Source organism: Bacillus sp. GW821-FHT11D08, assembly GCF_058808515.1.
Genome location: NZ_JBXARS010000003.1, coordinates 505,802 through 529,014, shown reverse-complemented (window position 1 = coordinate 529,014; position 23,213 = coordinate 505,802). Strand labels below are relative to the sequence as shown.

The window sequence follows — 23,213 nt, the reverse complement described above, 5'->3', positions numbered from 1 at the left end:
TCCTATTGTTCTGAGGTGACTTTTTTGGCGATTTTTGTGTTGACGAGTTTGCTGTACGGAATGTGTTTCGGAAGCTCTCCGGCCTCATCCATAATAGATTGAAGCTGTTCCCATTCATCCTTTTGCAGAACTGGGTCTGCAGAGAATGACTTTTGTTTTTTATATCGCTCTATTGATGTTTCGATAATGGCCGGATCGGTATCGGCAAATTCCTTCTGAATCGTTTTTGCGATGTCTTTGGCCGGATGGCTTTCCACCCATTGCTGGGCGCGATAGATGGCGCGGGTGAATTTTTCCGCCGTCTTTTCATTGGTTTTCAAATAACTTTCTTTTGCCATAAAGGTTGTGTATGGCATTTGGCCGGAAGCTTCTCCGAAGGATGCGACGATATGGCCGATGCCTTCTTTTTCAAATTGGGATGCCGTCGGTTCAAACAGCTGCACATAATCACCCGTTCCGGATGCGAATGCGTTGGAAATATTGGCGAAATCAATGTTTTGAACGAGGTTAATGTCTTTTTTCGGCTCTATGTGATTCTTTTTCAGGACGTACTCACCGGCCATTTGGGGCATGCCGCCTTTTCGCTGGCCGAGAAATGTTTTTCCTTTTAAATCGCTCCATTTGAATGATTTCTCATCCTTCCGTGACACGAGAAATGTGCCGTCCGTCTGCGTCAGCTGCGCGAAGTTGATGACCGGATCTTTTGCTCCCTGCGCCTCCACGTAAATGGATGTTTCAGAACCGACCAGCGCGATATCAGACCCGTTTGACAAAAGCGATGTCATTGTTTTGTCTCCGCCCCATGTTGTTTGAAGTGACACTTGGAGCCCTTCTTTTTTAAAGAAACCTTTTGCTTCAGCGACATACAGAGGCGTATAGAAGATGGAGTGTGTGACTTCCGCCACCTTTACCTTTGTCAGACTTTCTTCCTGTCTGCAAGCCGGAAGAATGAGCAGGAAAAAGGCGCATATGACAAAAACGCAGCCCGTTTTGAGCCATTTGTTCACGGTGTAACCTCCTTGTTTTAAGCGTTAAAATAACCTTTTCTGCTTTACATATCGTATGATGGGTATAAAAAATGTGTGAGTGCCCATATTCAGGTTGGGAAAGAATAAAAAAACTGATGATATAAGGAGGCCATTGTTTTGCTGGCAGAAAAGAAAAGGTTCCCGTCTCCGAGTCCGCATATCCGCCTCTTTGAGGTATGCTATGAGTCAGAAGGGCTGAAGGTAAAGGGGCTTCTTGCCGAGCCTGCGGCGCCGGGAACATATGACGGTTTTTTATATTTGCGCGGCGGCATGAAAAATGTCGGCATGGTACGCCCCGGAAGAATCGTTCAATTCGCTTCCCAAGGCTTTGTCGTGTTTGCGCCCTATTACAGAGGCAACCAGGGCGGCGAGGGAAATGAAGATTTTGCGGGAGAGGACAGAGAGGACGCGTTTTCCGCTTTCCGCCTGCTTCGGGAGCATCCGAACGTCAGAGAAGGGCGGGTGCATATTTTCGGATTTTCCCGGGGCGGAATCATGGGGCTTTTGACCGCGATTGAAATGGGGCATCAAGCGGCTTCGCTCGTATCATGGGGCGGTGTGAGCGATATGGTGCTTACTTATGAAGAGCGGAAGGATATGCGGCGGATGATGAAGCGGGTGATCGGAGGCACGCCGAAAAAGGTGCCGGATGAATACAGATGGCGTTCGCCGTTTGAAAAAGCAGACCGCATTCAGGCCCCTGTGCTGCTCATCCATGGAGAGAATGATGAGAATGTTTCGATCGAACACGCCCGAATGATCGAGGACAAGCTGAAAGAGGCGGGGAAACCGGTGGAAACTTGGTATTACAGCGGTTTTACGCATTATTTTCCGCCGCAGGAAAACAGACGCATTGTCCGGCGGCTGGCGGAATGGATGAAGACACGGTAAGATGCCTGATTTATGATATGATAATAAAGAATAAGAGAATGAAAGGGGATTTTCATTTTGGGAATGCCTGTTGAATTTAATACCATGATTGTGACAAAAGGCAATGAAAAACGGATAGAGGAAAATATCTTTTTATTGGAGAAAGAGGGCTACCGCGTCTATCCTCTTGATATTCCGATGGACGTGCGCAAAACGAAAACCGGCGAGAAATCCGGCACCGGCGAGGTCCAAAAGCTCGAATGGGCGAACGGCCGGACAAGCATTACATACAGACTCACGTCGCTCCATTCGACAAACTGAAAAAACAAAAGCCGAGGGCATAAACGCCCTTGGCTTTTTTGATTACACGAGAGGTCCGCCGGCTTTGGCAATCGAGTCCGCATGGGAAAACTTTTTAAAGTTTTCTTTAAACTCATTGGCCAAAAACAGCGCTTTTTCGTTGTATGCTTGTTTATCGCTCCATGTGTTTTCAGGCTGAAGAACTTCATCCGGAACGCCCGGAACATGAACGGGACTGCGCAGGCCGAAAATGCTGTCTGCCGTCATGTCAGTCTGGTTCAGTCTGCCTTCAATAGCGGCCTTGACCATCGCTCTTGTATACGAAAGTTTCATCCGTTCTCCGACTCCGTACCCTCCGCCGGTCCAGCCTGTGTTGACCAGGAAGACTTGAACGCCGTGTTCGTCGATTTTATGCCCGAGCATTTCGGCATATACATGCGCCGGAAGCGGAAGGAACGGTGAACCGAAGCACGTCGAGAAAGTCGTTTGCGGAGATGTCACGCCGCGCTCGGTTCCCGCGAGTTTACTGGTGTACCCGCTTAAGAAGTGATACATCGCCTGTTCCTTCGTCAGTTTGCTGATCGGAGGAAGCACGCCGAATGCGTCCGCCGTTAAAAAGACGATCGCCTGCGGATGGCCGGCAATGCTCGGCTGCACGATATTGCCGATCATCTCAATCGGATATGCGGCTCTTGTGTTTTCCGTGTAGAAGGAATTGTCGTAATCCGCTTCACCCGTTTTTTCATCAAGCACGACATTCTCAAGAACAGACCCGAAGCGGATCGCACGAAAAATCTGCGGTTCTTTTTCCTCGCTCAGATTGATACATTTAGCGTAACATCCGCCTTCAATGTTGAAAACGCCGGAATCTGACCAGCCGTGCTCGTCATCGCCGATCAGTTTGCGGTCCGCATCGGCTGAAAGCGTCGTTTTCCCTGTGCCGGAAAGGCCGAAAAACAGGGCGACATCGCCTTTTTCACCGACATTGGCTGAGCAGTGCATCGGCAGTATATCCTGCTGCGGAAGCAGGAAGTTCATAATGGAGAATATTGATTTTTTCATTTCTCCGGCGTATTCGGTGCCGCCGATTAAAATGACGCGCTTTTCGAAAGAGACAATGATAAATGTTTCCGAATGCGTGCCGTCCGTCTCCGGATCTGCTTTAAAATGCGGAGCTGAGAGAATGGTGAAAGGCTGCGCTTGCGTGTCTCTTTCATCCGTCTCCGGTCTGATAAACAGCTGGCGCGCGAATAAATTGTGCCACGCAAATTCATTTACGACCGTAATCGGGAGTCTGTATTTTTCATCCGCTCCCGCGAATCCTTCAAACACAAACAGTTCATCCCGCTGTTTTAAGTAGCTGACGACTTTGGCGTACAGCTTTTCAAACGCCTCTTCAGAAATGGGCTGATTCACCGCGCCCCAATCAATTTGATTTTCTGTGCTTTGTTCACGGACGATAAATTTATCTTTAGGTGACCGGCCTGTATATGCGCCGGTGGTGGCGCGTACGGCGCCCGTTGATGTCAGCGTTCCTTCATTTCGGCTGATCACTTTTTCGGTAAGTTTTGGAGCCGATAAATTATGATGCACATTCGGACTTGCAAGTAATGCTTGAAGATCTGCGGTTAAATCAACTAATTTCATAAAAACCTTCCTTTGCCGGTTTATTTGTATTTCGCTGAATGTGGAATTAGTATAACATATATCTGAAAATAGTCTATACTATTTGCGGTTTTTTGTTTGTGTTTTTCCATTGCTTCCCGAAATAAAGGCGCGTAATCGCTTTAATTCATATTGACACTTTCCGCCCTTTTACGATAAGATATTTCATTGAGCGGATACTCTTATCCCGAGCTGGCGGAGGGACAGGCCCGATGAAGCCCAGCAACCGGTTTCTCTGTAAAAAAGCAGGTGAAAACACTGTGGGAAACCAAGGTGCTAACCTGATGCAAGGTTTAATATTTTCCTTGAGCGATAAGAGTGAAAGGCACACAGACCAAACCCTTTCCTCGAGTGGAAAAGGTTTTTTTATTTCATAAAATATGCCAATTAACATTCTCTGATATAGTATGACATTGTATTAAGAGGGAGCGAGTTCCGTATCATATGAAAAGGTCTTGCAAAAGATCTTTTTTCAGGAGGAAAAGTGAATGAGTAAAAACCGTCGACTATTTACATCTGAATCTGTTACTGAGGGTCATCCGGACAAAATCTGTGACCAAATTTCTGACAGTATCTTAGATGAGATTTTAAAAAATGACCCGAACGCGCGCGTGGCCTGCGAAACATCTGTAACGACAGGACTTGTGCTGGTAAGCGGAGAGATTACTACATCAACATACGTTGACATTCCGAAAACAGTCCGTGAAACGATTAAAGAAATCGGCTACACACGCGCCAAATATGGATTTGATGCGGAGACTTGCGCTGTTTTAACATCAATTGATGAACAGTCTGCGGATATCGCAATGGGTGTCGATCAGGCTCTTGAAGCGCGTGAAGGCACAATGAGCGATGCTGAAATCGAAGCAATCGGAGCGGGAGACCAAGGCCTGATGTTCGGTTATGCGTGTAACGAAACGAAAGAGCTTATGCCGCTTCCGATCTCTTTGGCGCATAAATTAGCCCGCCGTTTGAGCGAAGTCCGCAAAGAAGACATTCTTCCGTACCTTCGCCCTGACGGCAAAACGCAAGTTACCGTTGAATATGATGAAAACAACAAGCCGGTCCGCATCGACGCGATCGTCATTTCAACTCAGCACCACCCGGAAATTACGCTTGAGCAGATTCAGCGCAATCTGAAAGAGCATGTCATTAATCCTGTCGTGCCTGAGGAACTGATCGATGAAGAGACAAAATACTTCATCAATCCTACGGGACGTTTCGTAATCGGCGGACCTCAAGGTGATGCGGGTCTGACCGGCCGTAAAATCATCGTTGACACATACGGCGGATATGCACGCCACGGCGGCGGCGCATTCTCCGGTAAGGATGCGACGAAGGTAGACCGTTCTGCGGCATACGCTGCGAGATACGTAGCGAAAAACATCGTGGCAGCAGGTCTTGCTGATTCTTGTGAAGTGCAGCTTGCATACGCAATCGGCGTGGCACAGCCTGTTTCTATTTCCATCAATACATTTGATACAGGAAAAGCTTCTGAAGAAAAACTGATCGAAGTCGTACGGAATAACTTCGACCTGAGACCTGCCGGCATTATTAAAATGCTTGATTTGCGCCGCCCGATCTATAAGCAGACAGCTGCTTACGGCCACTTCGGACGTCATGATGTGGATCTTCCTTGGGAGCGTACTGACAAGGCGGATGCGCTTCGCAAAGAAGCACTAGGAGAATAATTTTATAGCCGCTTACTTAAGCGGCTTTCCCTTTTTGTAGATGCTGCCATGCTTATTTTTTACATAGCGTGAAACCAATGGCGTAACAAAGCGTCTATAAAAAGGGGGTCCAATTAGAAAATTACACTTATGGAGGCTATACTATGTGTGGATTTGTCGGTGTTTTTAATAAGCATCCATTAACTCAAACCGCAGATCAAGAAGAGCTAATCAAACAAATGAACCAAATGATCGTTCACCGCGGTCCTGACAGCGATGGGTATTATCATGACGAGCACGTCGGATTCGGCTTCAGACGGCTCAGTATTATTGACGTAGAAAACGGCGGACAGCCTTTATCATATGAAGACGAAAAATATTGGATCATTTTTAACGGCGAAATCTATAACTACATTGAATTGAGAGAAGAGCTTGAAGCGAAAGGCTACACTTTCAATACAGATTCCGATACCGAAGTGCTCCTTGCGACATACCGTCATTATAAAGAAGAAGCTGCTTCAAAGCTTCGCGGAATGTTTGCGTTTTTAATCTGGAACAAAGCTGACCGCGTCATGTACGGCGCGAGAGACCCGTTCGGCATTAAACCGCTGTATTACACAACCATCGGGGACAAAGTATATTTTGCATCTGAAAGAAAAAGTTTAATGGCCGCTCAAAACGGCATTGATCTTGATACAGCTTCTTTACAGCAATATATGTCTTTCCAATTCGTTCCTGAACCGAGCACGCTTGACGCTGAAGTGAAAAAAGTCGAGCCGGGCAGCCAGTTTACGATCCGTCCGGAAGGCGACATCGCGTTTAAAACATATTTCAAAGCGAACTTCAAGCCTGTTCAGTCTGATGAAGATAAATTGGTGAAAGAAGTCAGAGACGCAATCTTTGACTCTGTCAAAGTCCACATGAGAAGTGACGTGCCTGTCGGTTCGTTTCTATCCGGCGGTATTGACTCTTCTTTTATCGTCTCAGTTGCGAAAGAATTTCACCCGAGCCTTAAAACATTTTCCGTCGGTTTTGAGCAGCAGGGCTTCAGTGAGGTTGACGTAGCGAAGGAAACGGCTGCCGCGCTCGGAATTGAAAACATCAGCAAAGTCATTTCTCCTGAGGAGTATATGAACGAGCTTCCGAAAATCGTCTGGCACTTTGATGACCCGCTTGCAGATCCGGCGGCGATTCCTTTGTACTTTGTCGCGAAAGAAGCGAAAAAACATGTAACGGTCGCGTTATCCGGGGAAGGCGCGGACGAGCTGTTCGGCGGGTACAATATTTACCGCGAACCGCTTTCGCTTAAACCGTTTGAACGCATTCCGTCCGGTCTGAAAAAAATGCTTCTTCATGTGGCGTCCGTCATGCCTGAAGGAATGAGAGGGAAAAGCCTCTTAGTCCGCGGCTGCACACCGCTTGAGGAGCGTTATATCGGTAATGCGAAGATTTTTGAAGAGCCCGTGAAAAAACAGCTGCTCAAACATTACAATCCAGAGCTTTCATACCGTGATGTCACGAAGCCGTACTTTACGGAAAGCCGTTCATACAGCGACATTAATAAAATGCAGTATGTTGACATCCATACGTGGATGCGCGGCGACATCCTGTTAAAGGCTGACAAAATGACGATGGCCAACTCATTGGAACTGCGCGTGCCGTTCCTTGATAAAGTCGTGTTTGACGTGGCTTCTAAAATTCCGGATGAACTGAAAACGAAAAACGGCACGACGAAATACCTTCTGCGCAAAGCTGCTGAAGGGGTAGTGCCTGATCATGTGCTTAACCGCAAAAAACTCGGCTTCCCTGTGCCGATCCGCCACTGGCTGAAAAATGAAATGAACGAATGGGTTCGCAACATCATTCGTGAAAGTGAAACAGATGCTTATATTGAAAAGGATTATGTCCTTCAGCTTCTGGAAGATCATTGTGCCGACAGAGCGGACAACAGCCGCAAAATCTGGACCGTGCTGATCTTCATGATCTGGCACAGCATCAATGTTGAAAAAAGACTGGTGCCGGAAGAGCTGAATCATCAGCCGAAAGAAGTCATTTTTGTTTAATCCAAAAGGCTTTCGATGTTATCGAAAGCCTTTTTTCTATTGTTTTTTGTAAACCGTCTATTCCGCTCTGTTTTCGACAAAGTATTACGCAATATTCAGAAAAAGGTTATAATAGGACTAATCGGGTAGATTCCGGAAAGTGTTTTCTGGCTATTTCGTCTCGGTTTGTGTTTCTTTGTCAAAATCAGGGGGAGGGAGAGTTATGCAAAACAAAGAAAAAACGCTTCACCGCGGCTTGGAAGAGCGGCATATCTCGCTTATGTCGTTGGGCGCCGCGATAGGAGTCGGGCTGTTTCTCGGGTCGGCTTCTGCCATAAAGCTTGCCGGACCGGGGATTTTAGCCGCTTACGCCTGCAGCGGGCTGATTATGTTTTTTATTATGCGGGCATTAGGGGAAATGGCGATTCAAAAGCCTGTAGCCGGCTCATTCAGCCGGTATGCCAGAGATTATCTCGGTCCGCTTGCCGGGTTTTTAACAGGCTGGAATTATTGGTTTTTATGGGTTGTTACCTGCATGGCGGAAATCACCGCGGTCGGCATTTATATGGGCTACTGGTTCCCTGACGTGCCGTCATGGATCTGGGCGCTTTGTGCACTCGTCATTATGACGGCTGTCAACTTTCTGGCGGTCAAAGCGTACGGTGAGCTTGAATTCTGGTTTGCGCTCATTAAAGTCTTGGCGATTCTGTCAATGATCGCGATCGGTCTGGTGATGATCGGATTCGGCCTCGGAAACGGAGGCGTTGCGCTCGGAATCAGCAATTTATGGAGCCACGGCGGCTTTTTCCCGAATGGGATTAAAGGGGTGCTGCTGTCGCTTCAAATGGTCATGTTTGCCTATCTCGGGATTGAGCTGATTGGTGTCACAGCCGGTGAGGTCAAAAATCCGGAAAAATCACTGGCGCGGGCCATAGATACTGTTTTTTGGCGCATTCTCATTTTTTACGTCGGAGCTTTGTTTGTCATTATGTCAATTTATCCGTGGCAGGAAATCGGTTCAGGCGGAAGCCCGTTTGTTTTGACATTTGAAAAAATCGGAATACCCGCTGCAGCCGGAATCATTAATTTTGTCGTATTGACGGCGGCTCTTTCTTCCTGCAACAGCGGGATCTTCAGCACGGGGCGCATGCTGTTCAATCTGGCGGAACAAAATGAAGCGCCTAAAGCATACGGTACGGTCACAAAAGGCGGTGTGCCGGGAAAAGCGGTATTGGTTTCAGCGGGCGCGTTATGCATCGGCGTTTTGCTGAACTACGTGGTGCCGGCAAAAGTGTTTACGTGGGTGACGAGCATTGCGACGTTCGGGGCGATTTGGACATGGTCGATTATTTTGCTTTCCCAAATGAAATACCGTAAAAGCTTACAGCCGGAACAACGGAAAAAACTGAAATATAAAATGCCTTTATATCCCTTTTCCTCATATATCTCATTGGCATTTCTCGCTTTTGTCGTTGTGCTGATGGCTTTTGATGCAGAGACCCGGGTGGCCGTCATTATCGGTCCTGTCTGGTTCGGCATATTATTAGCCGCTTATTACGGGAAAGGTTTCCATAAAAGAAAAGACATAGGTCTGGAAAACGGACAGACATTCGCCGAAAAAGCGTAAAAAAAGAGCCCGGGACATGGGCTCTTTTTTTCATAGGATCGGGCCGGCGGGGGAAGAATAAAACAAATTCCTGAACATTTTGCTTCTGTTTCCTGACAATCGGGAGAATGCAAATGGTTTTTACTTAAATAATATTTTGAAAAATGGTACAGTAGTAAAACAAAGCTGATCTATTTTTATTTCTCTTGCAGTGTTTTATAGTATCGGCCTTTTTCAACATATTCCGTTCTGATTCTTTCCATGTCCCGTATGTCTTCTTCTGTCAGCCGGCGGATAACCTTTGCGGGCCGGCCGAACGCAAGACAGCCGGGAGGAATGGTTTTGCCCGGAGGAACGAGACTTCCGGCGCCGATAAATGCGCCTTCTCCGATTTCCGCCCCGTCAAGAATGACGGAGCCCATACCGATTAAAGCATTCTTTCTGATGATTGCGCTGTGCAGTGTAACCTGATGGCCGATCGTGACGTCATCTTCAATAAGAAGCGGGCGGTTCGGACTTTGATGCAGACAGCTCAAGTCTTGTATGCTGACTCTTTTTCCGATCCTTGTCGGCGCGACATCCCCCCGGATGACGGCTGAGAACCAAATGCTTGATTGTTCTCCGATCACGACGTCGCCCGTAATGACGGCGTTATCCGCAATGAACGCTTCAGGATGTATGTCAGGCGTAAATTGTTTATAAGGGTAGATTATCATGTCTCATCCTTCTTTCTCTAAATTTATGTAAGAGGTGAACTGCATGTGGACTTGGAAAGCAGACAGGCCCGTCGGTACCATTGTCATTATCCACGGGGCAAGCGAATACCACGGACGTTATAAATGGCTCGTTGAAATGTGGAGATCTTCCGGATATAACGTGGTGATGGGCGATTTGCCCGGTCAGGGAACGTCGACCCGCGCCAGAGGGCATATTCGCTCTTTCCAAGAATACATTGATGAAGTAGATATATGGATTGATAAAGCGAGAACGCTTGAAGCGCCCGTTTTCCTTTTGGGCCACAGCATGGGCGGACTGATTGCGATAGAATGGTTTAAGCAGCAGAGAAATCCCCGCATTACGGCACTCATTTTATCATCACCTTGTCTGGGTCTGCAAATAAAAGTCAATAAAGTCCTTGATTTTGCGTCTAAAGGACTGAACGTCCTCGCTCCGTCCCTCAGAGTGGATTCCGGTTTATCACCTGATATGGCAACGAGGAATGCGGATATGATTGAAGCGGATCAAAACGATTCTTTATATGTCACGAAGGTATCCGTAAGATGGTACAGAGAGCTTTTAAAAACCATTGATGCCGCTATGGTGCCGACTGATGCGTTTTTAAAGGTGCCGCTTTTGCTTATGCAGGGCGGTGATGACAAAATCGTCGATAAAATGAAGGTCCGCAAATGGTTTTCCGGTGTGGCTTCCCATAATAAATCGTACCGGGAATGGGAAGGGCTTTATCATGAAATTTTTAATGAACCGGAAAGAGAAACTGTGTTTAAGGCGGCAAAAGCCTTTACAGATCAGTATATTTGAATTCGCTGGGGGTGCATATGTTGACAGTACCGGAACATCCTTTTAACCTTATGGCAAAAGTGTATCGGGAAATTTTTCCGCTCGTTCATCAGGAATTGAACATGTGGCGGGAAAAATCAGATTCCATTAAAAATACCGAACTGCGGCAGCAGGCGGCCGCAAGTATCCGCGATAAGTCGTTTCATTGTGAAGGCGGCGGCATTTTAGCCCTGCTTTCGGGAGAACAGAAACAAAAATGCGTGCAATTTATCATCGCGTATCAGACAATCAGTGATTATCTGGACAATCTGTGCGACCGCAGCACCTCGCTTGATCCCGAGGACTTCCGCATGCTTCATCTCTCCATGCGTGACGCGCTGACGGTCGGTGCCGAGGTGCGGCCGTACTATCAGTACAGAGACGAGCGGGATGACGGCGGTTATCTTCATGAGCTGGTCAGAACATGCCAGCGGGTGCTCGGGTCAATAGAACATTACGGTATCATTAAACCTTATTTGCTTGAGTTGTGTGATTATTATTGCGATCTTCAGGTTCATAAGCATGTCGTTGAGCATGAACGCGTTCCGAGGCTTAAAGGCTGGTTTGAGCAGTACCGGTCACAGCTTCCGGAAATGGAGTGGTTTGAGTTCTCGGCCTGCGCCGGATCGACGTTAGGCATTTTCTGTCTCGTTGCTTACTCATTCCAGCCTGATTTTAACGAACATACCGCTGAGAAAATCCGCAGCAGTTATTTTCCGTACATACAAGGGCTGCATATACTGCTTGATTATTTAATTGACCAGGAAGAGGATCTGCTTGAAGGCGATCTGAATTTCTGTACGTATTATCAGTCTCATGAAGAAATGATGCAGAGACTGCAGCATTTTATTGAAAAAGCGGATGAACATTTGCAAGGCATTCCGCATGAAAATTTTCACCGGCTGATCAACAGAGGGCTGCTCGGCGTCTATTTATCCGATGACAAAGTCGCCGGCCAAAAAGAAATGGGCCGCCTCGCGCGAAAGCTGATCAGGGCTAGCGGAAAAACGTCATTTTTCTTTTATATCAACGGAAGAGCCTACCGCAAATTTCAGAAGATGGCTTGGACGAAAAGTTCGTAATGGGTGAACTGCGCCTCTCGTGTAAATCATGACGGCGCAGTTTTTTATTTATGACGTGAAGTATGAAATGAAACATTGTTTGCGCCTGCAGAATATGATACTTTAATTTTATGAAAAAATTAAAGTATTTAGCGGTCATAGCATTACTTTCCATTTCCGGAGGCTGCTCTGTCATCCATGCTTCCGCCGGCTATCATCCTGTCTTGATAGCGCACAGGGGCTCTTCTGCGATTGAGCCGGAACATACAGCTTTGTCTTATGCGCGTGCCATTAAAGACAAAGCAGATTATATTGAGATAGACTTACGGGAGACAAAGGACGGCCATCTGATTGCAATTCACGATAAAACGGTAGATCGGACAACAGATGGTAAAGGGATGACAGATGATCTGTCTTTGGCTCAGATTAAGAAACTGAATGCGGGAAAAGGAGAAAAGATTTTAACATTAGAAGAAATCATACAGAAATTCGGACAAACTGCCAATTACTATATTGAGACAAGAGAAAGCAACGGCAGCCTGGTGATGGAAAAGAAACTGATTGACATATTACAAAAACATAAGCTGATTTCCAGCCATAAAGCAGTCATTGAGTCTTTTAGCGGGAAGAGCTTAAAGAAAGTTCGATCTATGGATAAAAAAGTTCCTCTTGTCCGATTATTAAAAGATAACGAGGCTGAGGAGATAAATGATAAGCAGCTGCAAACCATCAGAACGTATGCTGATACAGTCGGGCTCAACGCCAAATTGGCAAATGAAGCAGTCGTGAAGCGTATTCATCACAATAAGATGAAAGTGCACGTGTTTTTTGATAAGGAAGACGAGCATACGCTGACGCCTATTATGCTGAAACAAAAAGCAGATGGTGTCTTTACGAACAATCCCGCTTATACACGCGGCGTGCTGCAAAACAGTAAATAAAAAGAGACATGCGCATTTTACGCTGTCTCTTTTTTTAACGGTTTCTTTTTTGCCGCAAGGTGCATTGCGAATTTGCCGATCAGCCCGATGACAAAAAATGCAGCAAACCACCAGTAATAGGTTTTTGCGAACTCAAATCCTAAATGTCTTGATAAAATGATGACGAACATCACATAGGGAACACTTGAAAATATGATGCGAAGAATATTCAAACTGCCGCTCCTCCCAGATGTTACACTTAAAAGATGAACTTTTTTCCATTGTTTCATAGTAATTGACTTTTCAGGAAAAGTAAACACAAAAAGAATCGGCCCGCTTATGACAGGCCGATTCTTTATTTGCCGGCAGATTTCTTTTCAATCGCTATAATAAACGGCGGGTCGTTTCGCTGGTTGAGAAAGCCGTAGCTCAGCACGCGCGCTTTTTCCTGATCAAGATTGCTGCAGTACTCCAGTAATGCACTTTTTTCCGTCTTGCCTTCAGGATGCCCGTGGTACACAACGAGAACGATCAGCCCGTTCTCCTTCAGCAGTTCAAGGAGCTGTTCGATCGCGGAAATGGTTGAGTGGCCGTTTGTCGTAATGCTTTTATCGCCGCCGGGCAGATAACCGAGATTAAACACGGCGCAAGCCACACGACCGTGCGCATCCTCAGGCAGCGATGCCTTTATTTGATCATGGCTCTTATGGTGAAGCGTGACGCGCGGGCCGAAGTCGGCACCGAGCCGCTCCTTCGTTTTAGCGAGTGCGTCCGCTTGAATATCAAAGGCATGGACATGTCCTGTCTCACCGACAAGGCCGGCCAGGAAATATGTATCATGTCCGTTGCCCATCGTCGCGTCAACCGTGATATCACCTTCCTGTGCGGCGGACTTCAGCAATTCTTTACTGAAAGGGAGGATGTGCATCAAGGTCATAGGGCGGTCTCCTCCCCGATCTTTCTGAAGAGCTTTCCTTGATAGCTTCCCCGTGTTTCCAGCTCTTTTTGAATGGCGCCCAGTACTTCCCACTTATTGACGCTCCACATCGGTCCGACCATTAATTCGATCGGCCCGTCTCCCGTAATGCGGTGAACGATCATTTCCGGGGGAATGATTTCGAGCTGATCACATACAAGACTTACATATTCTTCTTGAGAAAGGAACTCCAGCTTTCCTTTTTCATATTGCTTCACCATCGGTGTGCCTTTTAATAAGTGAAGCAGGTGAATTTTAATGCCTTGGACATCCAAATCAGCGACGGCTTTGGCCGTCTCCATCATCATGTCCCTGTTTTCAAGCGGAAGCCCGTTAATGATATGGGAACAAACGCGGATGCCGTGTTTTCTCAGTTTATTGACACCCTCAACATAGCAGTCAAAATCATGGGCGCGGTTGATCAGAAGGGCGGTCCGCTCATGCACGGTCTGCAGTCCGAGTTCAACCCACAAATAGGTTCGCTCATTCAGTTCGGCCAAATATTCCACGACATCGTCCGGAAGGCAGTCCGGACGGGTCGCGATCGACATGCCGACAACGCCGTCAAGCTTGAGGACGGATTCGAATTTTTCTCGCAGCTCCTCTACCGGAGCATGCGTATTCGTGAACGCTTGGAAATATGCGATATATTTGCCGTCTTTCCACTTTTCGTGCATGCGGTTTTTGATATCGTGAAATTGCGTGAGTAAGTCATCGGCCCGATTGCCGGCAAAATCGCCGGAGCCCGCCGCGCTGCAGAATGTGCAGCCTCCGTGTGCAACCGTGCCGTCCCGATTCGGGCAGTCAAAACCGCCGTCAAGCGCGACTTTAAACACTTTATGCCCGAAATGCTCCCGCAGATGATAATTTAATGTATGGTACCGTTTTTCCGTATTTGAATAAGGAAAAGGGTTATTCTCGTTCAATGTTTAAAAAGCCTCCCTCACATCAGATGCATCCTAAAATTGTAGCATGAATGATGGAGCGGAACAATGAAACAATTATGGAACGGTCAGGACGTAATATCTACCTGGTTTTTCTGTTGTTGTTTTAAACGTTTTGGAGAAATATCACTGAACAATGCAAAAATAATTCCTAAAATAAGAATTACACTGCCTACTTTGAATGTATTATTAAAACTGTCACTTATTTTTTCATTATATAAATTTGAAATTTTTTTCTGGATAGCCATAACTTCCTTCTTTTGAATATTGAAGCTTTTTTGTACTTTTTCTTTATACGGATCCGGGGTTATAGAGAGAATTTCTTCCTCTTTTTTGTTTAATTCAGCAATACTTTTGCTTCGATCGAAACCTTTACTGTCTGAATGCTTTAAGTGAGTTATTATCTCGTTCTTTGCATTTTTATCAAAAACCTGATTGCTTTCCACAATTTTAATGGCTTCTTTTTTCGCAGTAGCTGTGTGATCATTTATATTCATTGTAAGCACAGATGTAAGTATGGCAATTCCTAGCGCTTGTCCAACTGTCCGCATCATATTAAGAATACCTGAGGCAATTCCTACTTTCTCAGGAGGAATAAGCCGTATCCCTGAACTCATTGCTGGTCCTATTACAAGCCCTAAAGCTAAGCCGGTCAAACATAACAGAATAATTACTGACGTTATAGAACTGTCGTATCGTATGTATCCATATAAATATGTTGTGATTGTTAAACCGAGCATACCTAGACCCGAAAGCCAAATGCCCCCGAGTTTATCAGATAGCTTTCCAGAAAGTACAGAGGTAAACATAGATGATAGAGCTAATGTAGAAACAATTAACCCCGCTTCTAATTCAGTTTTTCCCATTAAATTAGTGAGGAGTAAAGTAATAATAAGGGTACCGCTTGTTAATCCAAGGCCCTGCATAAAGAGGGTGAAAGAACTGAAACTAAACGTACGTATCTTCAGCATGGATAAGGGAATCATCGGGTTTTTAATTTTAGATTCAATAAAGAAAAACAAACAGAATAATAATACAGAGATTACAAAAAGAGAGATAATTAATGGTGATGACCAGCCTAAGTCAGATACTTTTGCAAAACCAAAGGTTAAACAGAAGAGAGCTCCGGATAAAATAAGAATCCCCATGTAATCAATTTTTTTACTCACTGTTTCATCATAACTCTCAGTAATAAAAAATGCTGCTAAAAAAAGAGAAATCAGACCTAAAGGAATATTTATGAAGAAGATAGCTTGCCAATTAAAATTTTCAGTTAATAATCCTCCAAGTACAGGTCCTAATGTAGCTGCTAATCCTGAGAAAGCACCCCAGATTCCAATGATCATTCCTTTTTTATTTTGAGGTACGATAGCTAAAGCTATAGGCATTGTAACAGGTACAATGAAAGCAGCAGATAATCCCTGAATCACTCTAATTGTGACAAGCATTTCAATTGAAGTGCTCAAACATGCAATAACTGATGTCAAAATAAAAAGTGCTAATCCAAACATAAAAGCTTTTTTTCTTCCAAAATGGTCTGCCAGCTTTGATGCACCTACTAATAAAACCGCAAAAGCTAAAGTATAACCTGTAGCCACCCATGCTACTTGAGAAAGGTTACTCGAAAAATAATCCAGCATCTTAGGTAAGGCGATATTTACTATAGTGGTGTCCATTACTGAAATGAATGTACCTAATAATAATGCAGATAGCATAATTAATTTTTGAAAATTCAATACTACAACCCCCATTAGATATTAATCTAAATTTAAATTCGATATATATCTAAAAACATGATAAATGTAATCTTAAGAGGTGTCAATATTATTCATAAATTGTTTTTTCATCCACTTTTCTCGAAATCATATTTTTATAATTCAACAATTTTGTAACTTGAAATAACTCAATAAGAGCTAAAATTGACCTGTAAACTAGCTGAGATGATGAAGGATTTCTGAAGAGTGTGACATGAGGAGAACACTTAGCAAAAGGTGAGGCAAGTCTAATAAATCTAGGACTGCTCATGATAATGCTCAGTCAGGTATGTGCTTAAAGGAAAATTCTTTAAAATTAGAAATGATTATTCTTTGAAAGTTCCCTTTTAATTGATAATATTAAAAATGTAAAATGTCTGGCATGAAGATAGTACAACGTTTTCCTTGTGGAAAAAGACTTTAGGGGATGTGAAAAAGTGCGGTTAATAATTAATAACAGTGTTTCAGAATTCTTTGACAAGATATCCTCTATTCTATTCTTGAAACACGAGGAATTTTTCAAAGATTATACAACCAAATTGGGGTTAAATTTAGATAATGAATATTTTGTATTACTAGATGATCTTAAAAGAATAAAAGAGTTAGATAGTGAGTTTTTAAATTTTTATTTTGGCAGCTTTTGCGACTACAAAGATGTTAGGAATGCAAATATTTTTTGTTTAGCCACAACCTTTTTTAAAATACCACAAATTTATACGAAAGATTTTTTTGAAATTATTGATTATTTGTCTGCAGTTACAGAAGAAGAGATAAGAAAAAATATTTTAGAGTCTCTAATTTATTTACAAGGAGATCTTAAAACCGAAACATCTACCCAACAGTATTTAAATGACAGGGAAAGTTTATTTGAGCTACTTAATAATCTTAATATAAAGCCCGAATACAAGTGGATTATATTTAAGGTAATGAAATCTCCTAAAAATTATGTAGATCAATTTTGCAGCAAATTAATGTCGGTGAATGGTTATCTTAACGAGGCGATTTATAATTTAATTAAATTTAGAGATGAGTGGATGAATCAAGTAAAAAACATAAATATGGATTTTCCAAAAAAGATAATCAGTTCGTTAAAAGGTAAGGAATACTTATCTTGTGATTATATTAATATATATCCAACGCTTTTACCTTACACTGCAACTATTACGAAAAGTGAAGATAACATTTATGTTGGACTTGGTTATAAAGTTGATAAAATTTTTGAAAATACATTAGAGAAAGCTGAGATTAATCACATCATTGATTTTTTGAAGCTTTTATCGGATAAAAGTAAGTTCAAGATATTAATCTTACTTAGTCATAAAAAAATGTATGCTAATGAGATTGCTGAACAGCTAAATTTAACCAACGCAACGATTTCACACCATATGAGAATTTTGACGTTGCAAGGTTTAGTTGAGAGTACGAGAAATCAAAATAAAACATACTATTATCTTAATTCTTCAAAATTCGATTCTCTTTTGAACGGTTTGTTGAAAAAATTTAAAGCTGTTCCAGGCTTAGACGGGGATGAGTAAAAAAGGTTTTGGTTTTATAGTTGGTGTTAGTTTCGGGATGATAATTAAAGCTAATAAAAACAGATCGTCTAATGAATTGGATACCCTAAAAAATATGATGAATCCTGGGTGTTTTACACAAAAAAGATAATTTGATGGTGAACAATTTAAAGCGAACCGAAAATCTTGTGAGTGATGTGGGAAAATTTTAATGTTTTTAATAAAAGAAGAATTAAGTTATCGTTCTAAAATGAAGGATTTTTATAAAGAGTTAATTCTGTCTTGATTAAGTTTTACATTTAATCGTATTTTATACCATCTCTGTCTTGTGTATGAATTACCTGATATTTCTTGTGAGAATTTATTTGGAATAAGAAATACTATTGATATGACATTATCAATAGGAGGACTGTTTAATGGCAACAAGACAATCAGTAGATGAACATCTCCAAAGAAGCGAACAGGCGTATGAATTTGCGAATGAGCAATTTATGACCGCTTCAAAACAAGAGCATTATAATGATAATGAGTACAGTGAAGCGCAAATGATGCTTGAAAACGCGGTGAATGAATTAAACAAGCTGTCATTATCTGCGAATGATCAGCAAAGAGAGCAGCTTTATCGAATGAGATTGCAGCTGCAGACCTTGCAAAACAATATGATTTTGCAGCGTAATTTTGATTACTGACCGCGCCGTTTCAAATGGTTCAGCAAACCTGCCGGAATCCCGGCGGGTTTTTTTGTATTTTTTTTAAAAAAGAATTGACAATAGGGCGGAGTGTGTTTATTGTATTACGTGTACTACTTGATGTAATACACATAAAACACTCAAAAAATGAAATCGACATATAAATGTTAAGCATAGGGAAGGGGAACTTTCATGAAAAACAAAAGATCCGTAAAACAAGATGTGCCTCTTATTATCGCCGCCTCGGTTTTGGCCAGCAGTCTGTTTGTCGTTCTTGTCGTCATCGGATTTCAATGGCAGAACATTTAAAGAAAGAGAGCAGCTCGTAAAAGAAAGAAGGGAAGTAAATGATTCAAATCGATCCGAGAAGCTCAACTCCGATTTATGAGCAGATCATACAGCAACTGAAAGAGCTTTGTTTAAAAGGGATCATGAAGCCGGGGGATAAACTTCCTTCTGTCAGGGAATTGGCAACGATCATTATCGCCAATCCGAACACAGTCAGCAAAGCGTACAAGGAGCTCGAACGCGATGGTGTCATTGAAACGCTGAGGGGAAGAGGAACGTATATATCGGAGAATGCAAAAACGACATTGGTTGAAGGGAAGATGACGATGATAAAAGAGCAATTGAAACAGCTCATCATCGATGCCCATTACGCGGGAGTTGAGCTGGAGAAGCTGCAGGAATGGATAAAGGAAATCAGCGCTGATGTGAAAGGAGGCAAGGATCATGATTGAATTGCGGAATCTCTCAAAAACGATAGACGGTAAAGAAGTGCTCAAGGATATTTCGCTCACCATCGGAAAAGGGGAAATTTTCGGGCTGCTCGGACGAAACGGATCAGGGAAAACAACACTGCTCCGGCTCATTCAGCAGATTCTGCTGCCGGATCAAGGGACGGTTTTATTTAATCAGGTGGAAATAAAGCGGCATCCGAAAGTAAAACAGAACATCATTTATATGCCTGTTGAAAATCCTTTTTATGACAAGTATACATATAAACAGCTTGTTGCGATTGTAAGCAGAATCTATCCGAATTTTGATGTGACTTACGCCAATGAGCTGATGAACAGGTACGGCATTCCGGAAACGAAGAAATACCGTGAATTATCGACAGGCCTGAAAAAACAACTTGCGCTCGTCCTTGCCTTTGCTTCACGCCCGGCTCTTATCCTTTTGGATGAACCGACGGACGGAATTGACGCCGTAACGCGTCATGATGTGCTTCAGCTTATGGTGGATGAAGTGGCTGAACGGGAAACGAGCATTCTGATTACCTCACACCGTTTAGAAGATATTGAGCGAATGTGCAACCGGATCGGGTTTTTGGAAGGAAATCAGCTGACGAATGTGATGGACTTGGATGATATGAAGGAAGAGTACATGAAAATCCAAATGGCATTTGAAGAAAACGTCGCCTTGAAGATCAGAGAACAAAACATACCGATTCTCGACCATGCCGGTGTGTTTTATACGGTGCTGATTCAAAAGAACGATGAAAAGAAAAAGAATTTTCTGCAAGAGCTGCAGCCGAAAGTATGGAACGAGCTTCCTGTGAACTTAGAAGAAGTTTTCATCGCGAAGTTTGGAGGGAACCGGAGATGGTAGACAGGGGATTGCTGTACAGGGAATGGATGCAGAATCGAACTGTTCTTGTGATGGTCGGCATTTTTTTAGCGGCGGTCAATCCATTTGAAGTGTTAAATACCTATCTGGTTTATCAAGGCTGTCTGGACACCCCGGAAGCATATTGTAACTTTTATGTGAATTCTTTGGATAGCGGAATGCTGAACTTAAACTGGGCGCCCGCTGTCATTTTGGCGGTTTGCTTATTCGGACTGGAGCGCACAAAAGGAACGATTGATACGCTTTTCAGTCTGCCTTATTCCCGCGCTCAGGTGTTCCGCACTAAATTTTGGCTCGGGGCGGCGGTCATTACCGGCGCTCAGGTGATCGGCTACGGGCTGGCTGAGCTGCTTATTCTTCTGTTAAAGCCTGAGCGCGTATATTTCTTCCACCATTACAGCGTCGGAGAGATTATTGTGAGTGTTTTGGCTTTTACATTGGTTGCGAGCGCAGGCTGCTTAACGGGGAATACGTTCGCCCAGCTGTTAACGGCGTTTGCCGTGTCGATAGCGCCTTACTTGATTATTACGCTGCCGCTGTCCAATGTAGAAGTCATCTTCGGAGCCGGCATGTATGAGCTGATGCCGTCAGTCGATGCTTATATCAAAGTATACAATCTTTTTCAATACTTGAATCCGATCATGTACATTGATACAGATTGGGTATCTGCCAGCAAGTATATATTAATCATCCCGGCAGTGATGAGCATTGTATTTTATGCCATCGGGTACTTTTGCTATGTCAGGCAGCCGGTGGAACGGAACGGCCGTTTTTTTCTCTGGAGACAGCTTGACCGGCCCATTCAGATTGTGGTGATCATAATCGCCGTTCTCGGTTTTGGCCTGGCGGGGTACTCGACGGGACAGACGATGACAGGGTATGTGGCCGGGATGCTGGTCGGAGGAGCGATCGGATTTTTGGTCAGTTATTTTGTGATTTATAAAAAAACGAAGCATGTGTAAGAGAGGAGGACCGGAATGATACCGCGGGGATTGTTGTACACAGAATGGAAAAAAAATCAGTGGTTGTTTTTATGCAGCGGCATTCTTTTAATGGCGGCAAACCCTTTTATGGTTTATAACAACTACTCAACATATCAAGAATGTTTGAATAACCCAGCTCTTCAAGATTGTGAATTCGTTGTCAATTATACGAATGGGTCGCCTCTTTCCTTCAGCTGGAGTGTAAGTGTCATCATTGCTGTCTTCTTATTAGGCTTGGAACGGACAAAGGGAACGATGGATGCCTTGTTAAGCATGCCTTACAGCAGAGGCCAAATCTTTCAGACGAAATTTTGGCTCGGCGGGGCAGTCATTGTTGTTCCTCAGGCGATAGGCTATGGAGCGGCGTCATTGCTGATATCTTTGCTGAAACCGAGCCATACGTACGATTTTGATCATTTTTCAATCGGAATGATTGTCATCAGTTTTATGGCTTACGCCTTGTTAATGGCATCCGGCGCATTAACGGGACAGATATTCGCCCAGCTGTTAACGGCGTTTACAGTAACGGTTCTGCCCTTTTTACTCATCGGTCTGCCGGCCGCGAATTTGGAGGTCGTATTCGATTTTAGTGTCGGAGATCAATTTTCTTTTATCAGCAGTTATATCGAATCCCGTCTTTTTATATTTGTAACCCCTATTGGATATGTGTTTAACGACTGGATCAGAGAAAGGGATTTGATTTTAATCATTCCGATTGTGATGAGCCTTGTCTTTTATCTGATCGGTTATGTCAGCTTTCTGAAACATCCGAATGAACGGAACGGCAGATTCTTTCTTTGGAGAAAATTGGACCGGCCGGTGCAGATCTTGGTGATTGCCTTTGCTGTTATGGGTTTCGGCGTTTTCGGATATGGGGTCACAGACACGATGTTCGGCTATTTAGCCGGCATTATCTTCGGCGCGATTATCGGGTTTTTCATCAGTTATTTTACGGTTTACAGGAAGTCAAAGCATATGTAGATCTGTTTGAAAATGAACAGTTTGGAGGAAGGCAAGGTGCCGATTAGCGGTTTGCTTTATAAAGAATGGAAGCAGCGGCAGACGCTGCTGCTCCTTACAGCGGGGTTCTTAGCTATTTTAGGCCCTTTGGCAATTATAAATGAGTATTTTCACTATAAGGATTGTTTGAGTGCGCTTCATCAATATTCAGGTTCAGTTTGTACGTTCAGCATTGATTACAGCAATCGGAATTTGATTGGGCTTCATTTCATTCCTCCGGTTATGATGGGGCTTTTTCTGATAAGAGGAGGCCGGGCTGAAAGGATGTTTACACTGAGTCTTCCGTATTCAAGAAGCCGGATATTTCATACGAAGTTTTTCTTGGGAGCAGCCGTGTTAGCCGGCTCGCAATTTGTTTCTTGCGGAGTATCTGACATATTGTTTCTAGTGCTTAAACCTGACGCTGTCCATCATTTTCAATCATTCAGCGCAGGGGTGCTGGTCATCAGCTTGATGATTTATGCATTAGTGACAGCTGCCGGCACGATAACGGGCAATTTAGCGGCGCAGCTGATCACAGCGTTCACGGTTTCCGTCTTTCCGATCGTGGTTATGACGATTTACCTGTTAAACGCTGAGTTCCTTTTTGGCAGGCAGGCTGTGCCGGATATTGATTTCCCTTGGAGCGGATTTCTGATCTATTTCATGCCTGCCGCTTACATCCATACATCATGGATGTATTACATGAAACACGCATTGTTAATCTCCGCATTAATGGGATGTTGTTTCTATCTATTCGGCTATGTGAATTTCCTGAAAATGCCGAGTGAACGAAGCGGACATTTTATCCTAAGCAAACACATTGAACGCACCATTCAAGTGCTCGTCATGGTGCTCAGTATGCTGGGAAGTGCGGGGGTATGCGGATATGCTTATAACGGTTCGTATACCGGTTACATATTCGGCATGCTTATCGGCGCGGTTATCGGGTTTTTCATCAGTTATTACTTCATCTATAAAAAAACGAAACAGATATAAGGGGGAG

General features: G+C 43.9%; 22 protein-coding genes and 1 riboswitch. Of the genes, 15 read left to right on the top strand and 7 right to left on the bottom strand.

What is annotated here, in order from left to right:
* Positions 1–2: 2 nt before the first annotated feature.
* Entirely contained in the window at positions 3–1,007 is a 1,005-nt protein-coding gene (locus AC1RRX_RS09535) for an ABC transporter substrate-binding protein (protein WP_032871656.1), read from the bottom strand.
* Positions 1,008–1,145: 138 nt separating this feature from the next.
* Between AC1RRX_RS09535 and AC1RRX_RS09530 the strand changes: the two genes are divergently transcribed.
* Both AC1RRX_RS09530 and AC1RRX_RS09525 read left to right on the top strand, forming a co-directional pair.
* On the top strand, positions 1,146–1,919 hold the full coding sequence (locus AC1RRX_RS09530) for an alpha/beta hydrolase family protein (RefSeq protein WP_032868309.1): 774 nt from the start codon (positions 1,146–1,148) through the stop codon (positions 1,917–1,919).
* Between the two features lie 57 nt (positions 1,920–1,976).
* On the top strand, positions 1,977–2,219 hold the full coding sequence (locus AC1RRX_RS09525) for a DUF2584 domain-containing protein (protein ID WP_003152249.1): 243 nt from the start codon (positions 1,977–1,979) through the stop codon (positions 2,217–2,219).
* A 42-nt stretch (positions 2,220–2,261) separates the two neighbouring features.
* Here AC1RRX_RS09525 and pckA read toward each other — a convergent pair whose 3' ends face one another.
* On the bottom strand, positions 2,262–3,845 hold the full coding sequence (gene pckA / locus AC1RRX_RS09520; RefSeq protein WP_007408828.1) for a phosphoenolpyruvate carboxykinase (ATP): 1,584 nt from the start codon (positions 3,843–3,845) through the stop codon (positions 2,262–2,264).
* Between the two features lie 197 nt (positions 3,846–4,042).
* A riboswitch (SAM riboswitch) is annotated at positions 4,043–4,182 on the top strand.
* Positions 4,183–4,351: 169 nt separating this feature from the next.
* Between pckA and metK the strand changes: the two genes are divergently transcribed.
* From metK to alaP, 3 genes are all read left to right on the top strand, one after another.
* Positions 4,352–5,554, top strand: coding sequence for a methionine adenosyltransferase (gene metK, locus AC1RRX_RS09515; protein WP_003152253.1), 1,203 nt, complete (start codon positions 4,352–4,354; stop codon positions 5,552–5,554).
* 143 nt (positions 5,555–5,697) lie between these two features.
* The gene (gene asnB, locus AC1RRX_RS09510; RefSeq protein ID WP_003152255.1) at positions 5,698–7,596 is read left to right on the top strand and encodes an asparagine synthase (glutamine-hydrolyzing); all 1,899 of its coding nucleotides are present in this window, start codon (positions 5,698–5,700) and stop codon (positions 7,594–7,596) included.
* A gap of 202 nt (positions 7,597–7,798) precedes the next feature.
* On the top strand, positions 7,799–9,202 hold the full coding sequence (gene alaP, locus AC1RRX_RS09505; RefSeq protein ID WP_047936056.1) for an alanine permease AlaP: 1,404 nt from the start codon (positions 7,799–7,801) through the stop codon (positions 9,200–9,202).
* Positions 9,203–9,378: 176 nt separating this feature from the next.
* Here the strand turns inward: alaP and AC1RRX_RS09500 are convergent, their stop codons facing one another.
* Complete coding sequence (locus AC1RRX_RS09500) at positions 9,379–9,894, bottom strand: gamma carbonic anhydrase (RefSeq protein ID WP_029326247.1); 516 nt, start codon at positions 9,892–9,894, stop codon at positions 9,379–9,381.
* A 46-nt stretch (positions 9,895–9,940) separates the two neighbouring features.
* Between AC1RRX_RS09500 and AC1RRX_RS09495 the strand changes: the two genes are divergently transcribed.
* The 3 genes from AC1RRX_RS09495 to AC1RRX_RS09485 all read left to right on the top strand — a co-directional run bounded on the left by AC1RRX_RS09495 (position 9,941) and on the right by AC1RRX_RS09485 (position 12,740).
* Positions 9,941–10,720, top strand: coding sequence for an alpha/beta hydrolase (locus tag AC1RRX_RS09495; protein WP_003152261.1), 780 nt, complete (start codon positions 9,941–9,943; stop codon positions 10,718–10,720).
* Between the two features lie 20 nt (positions 10,721–10,740).
* Positions 10,741–11,820, top strand: a complete 1,080-nt coding sequence (locus tag AC1RRX_RS09490; protein WP_025285155.1) for a tetraprenyl-beta-curcumene synthase family protein — start codon at positions 10,741–10,743, stop codon at positions 11,818–11,820.
* Positions 11,821–11,930: 110 nt separating this feature from the next.
* Entirely contained in the window at positions 11,931–12,740 is an 810-nt protein-coding gene (locus tag AC1RRX_RS09485) for a glycerophosphodiester phosphodiesterase family protein (RefSeq protein ID WP_007408824.1), read from the top strand.
* Positions 12,741–12,757: 17 nt separating this feature from the next.
* Here the strand turns inward: AC1RRX_RS09485 and AC1RRX_RS09480 are convergent, their stop codons facing one another.
* The 4 genes from AC1RRX_RS09480 to AC1RRX_RS09465 form a co-directional block, all read right to left on the bottom strand.
* Entirely contained in the window at positions 12,758–12,952 is a 195-nt protein-coding gene (locus AC1RRX_RS09480) for a hypothetical protein (RefSeq protein WP_003152265.1), read from the bottom strand.
* Between the two features lie 122 nt (positions 12,953–13,074).
* The gene (gene mnmM / locus AC1RRX_RS09475; protein WP_007613246.1) at positions 13,075–13,656 is read right to left on the bottom strand and encodes a tRNA 5-(aminomethyl)-2-thiouridylate-methyltransferase MnmM; all 582 of its coding nucleotides are present in this window, start codon (positions 13,654–13,656) and stop codon (positions 13,075–13,077) included.
* On the bottom strand, positions 13,653–14,621 hold the full coding sequence (mnmL, locus tag AC1RRX_RS09470; protein ID WP_007408822.1) for a tRNA modification radical SAM protein MnmL/YtqA: 969 nt from the start codon (positions 14,619–14,621) through the stop codon (positions 13,653–13,655). Before mnmL ends, mnmM begins: the two co-directional genes overlap by 4 nt.
* 86 nt (positions 14,622–14,707) lie before the next feature.
* Complete coding sequence (locus AC1RRX_RS09465; protein WP_007408821.1) at positions 14,708–16,375, bottom strand: MFS transporter; 1,668 nt, start codon at positions 16,373–16,375, stop codon at positions 14,708–14,710.
* Between the two features lie 455 nt (positions 16,376–16,830).
* Here AC1RRX_RS09465 and AC1RRX_RS09460 point away from each other — a divergent pair, with 455 nt between their 5' ends.
* The 7 genes from AC1RRX_RS09460 (at position 16,831) to AC1RRX_RS09430 (ending at position 23,206) form a co-directional block, all read left to right on the top strand.
* Entirely contained in the window at positions 16,831–17,928 is a 1,098-nt protein-coding gene (locus tag AC1RRX_RS09460) for an ArsR/SmtB family transcription factor (RefSeq protein WP_144464240.1), read from the top strand.
* A gap of 395 nt (positions 17,929–18,323) precedes the next feature.
* Complete coding sequence (locus AC1RRX_RS09455) at positions 18,324–18,596, top strand: YtzC family protein (protein ID WP_003152272.1); 273 nt, start codon at positions 18,324–18,326, stop codon at positions 18,594–18,596.
* Between the two features lie 347 nt (positions 18,597–18,943).
* On the top strand, positions 18,944–19,336 hold the full coding sequence (gene ytrA / locus AC1RRX_RS09450; RefSeq protein ID WP_003152275.1) for a GntR family transcriptional regulator YtrA: 393 nt from the start codon (positions 18,944–18,946) through the stop codon (positions 19,334–19,336).
* Positions 19,329–20,207, top strand: coding sequence for an ABC transporter ATP-binding protein (locus tag AC1RRX_RS09445; protein WP_007613240.1), 879 nt, complete (start codon positions 19,329–19,331; stop codon positions 20,205–20,207). The genes ytrA and AC1RRX_RS09445 overlap by 8 nt, the downstream gene beginning before the upstream one ends.
* The gene (locus AC1RRX_RS09440; protein ID WP_144464238.1) at positions 20,201–21,187 is read left to right on the top strand and encodes an ABC transporter permease subunit; all 987 of its coding nucleotides are present in this window, start codon (positions 20,201–20,203) and stop codon (positions 21,185–21,187) included. The genes AC1RRX_RS09445 and AC1RRX_RS09440 overlap by 7 nt, the downstream gene beginning before the upstream one ends.
* Before the next feature lie 15 nt (positions 21,188–21,202).
* Complete coding sequence (locus tag AC1RRX_RS09435; protein WP_144464236.1) at positions 21,203–22,189, top strand: ABC transporter permease; 987 nt, start codon at positions 21,203–21,205, stop codon at positions 22,187–22,189.
* 36 nt (positions 22,190–22,225) lie between these two features.
* Positions 22,226–23,206 (top strand): ABC transporter permease, encoded by a 981-nt coding sequence (locus tag AC1RRX_RS09430; protein ID WP_136803458.1) that lies wholly within the window; start codon positions 22,226–22,228, stop codon positions 23,204–23,206.
* Positions 23,207–23,213: the final 7 nt, after the last annotated feature.

Excerpts from the sequence above, each read along its gene's own strand:
- pckA (WP_007408828.1), bottom strand. The coding sequence starts at position 3,845 with ATGAAATTAGTTGATTTAACCGCAGATCTTCAAGCATTACTTGCAAGT.
- metK (WP_003152253.1), top strand. The coding sequence starts at position 4,352 with ATGAGTAAAAACCGTCGACTATTTACATCTGAATCTGTTACTGAGGGT.
- asnB (WP_003152255.1), top strand. The coding sequence starts at position 5,698 with ATGTGTGGATTTGTCGGTGTTTTTAATAAGCATCCATTAACTCAAACC.
- alaP (WP_047936056.1), top strand. The coding sequence starts at position 7,799 with ATGCAAAACAAAGAAAAAACGCTTCACCGCGGCTTGGAAGAGCGGCAT.
- AC1RRX_RS09495 (WP_003152261.1), top strand. The coding sequence starts at position 9,941 with ATGTGGACTTGGAAAGCAGACAGGCCCGTCGGTACCATTGTCATTATC.
- AC1RRX_RS09485 (WP_007408824.1), top strand. The coding sequence starts at position 11,931 with ATGAAAAAATTAAAGTATTTAGCGGTCATAGCATTACTTTCCATTTCC.
- mnmM (WP_007613246.1), bottom strand. The coding sequence starts at position 13,656 with ATGACCTTGATGCACATCCTCCCTTTCAGTAAAGAATTGCTGAAGTCC.
- AC1RRX_RS09455 (WP_003152272.1), top strand. The coding sequence starts at position 18,324 with ATGGCAACAAGACAATCAGTAGATGAACATCTCCAAAGAAGCGAACAG.
- ytrA (WP_003152275.1), top strand. The coding sequence starts at position 18,944 with ATGATTCAAATCGATCCGAGAAGCTCAACTCCGATTTATGAGCAGATC.
- AC1RRX_RS09445 (WP_007613240.1), top strand. The coding sequence starts at position 19,329 with ATGATTGAATTGCGGAATCTCTCAAAAACGATAGACGGTAAAGAAGTG.
- AC1RRX_RS09440 (WP_144464238.1), top strand. The coding sequence starts at position 20,201 with ATGGTAGACAGGGGATTGCTGTACAGGGAATGGATGCAGAATCGAACT.
- AC1RRX_RS09435 (WP_144464236.1), top strand. The coding sequence starts at position 21,203 with ATGATACCGCGGGGATTGTTGTACACAGAATGGAAAAAAAATCAGTGG.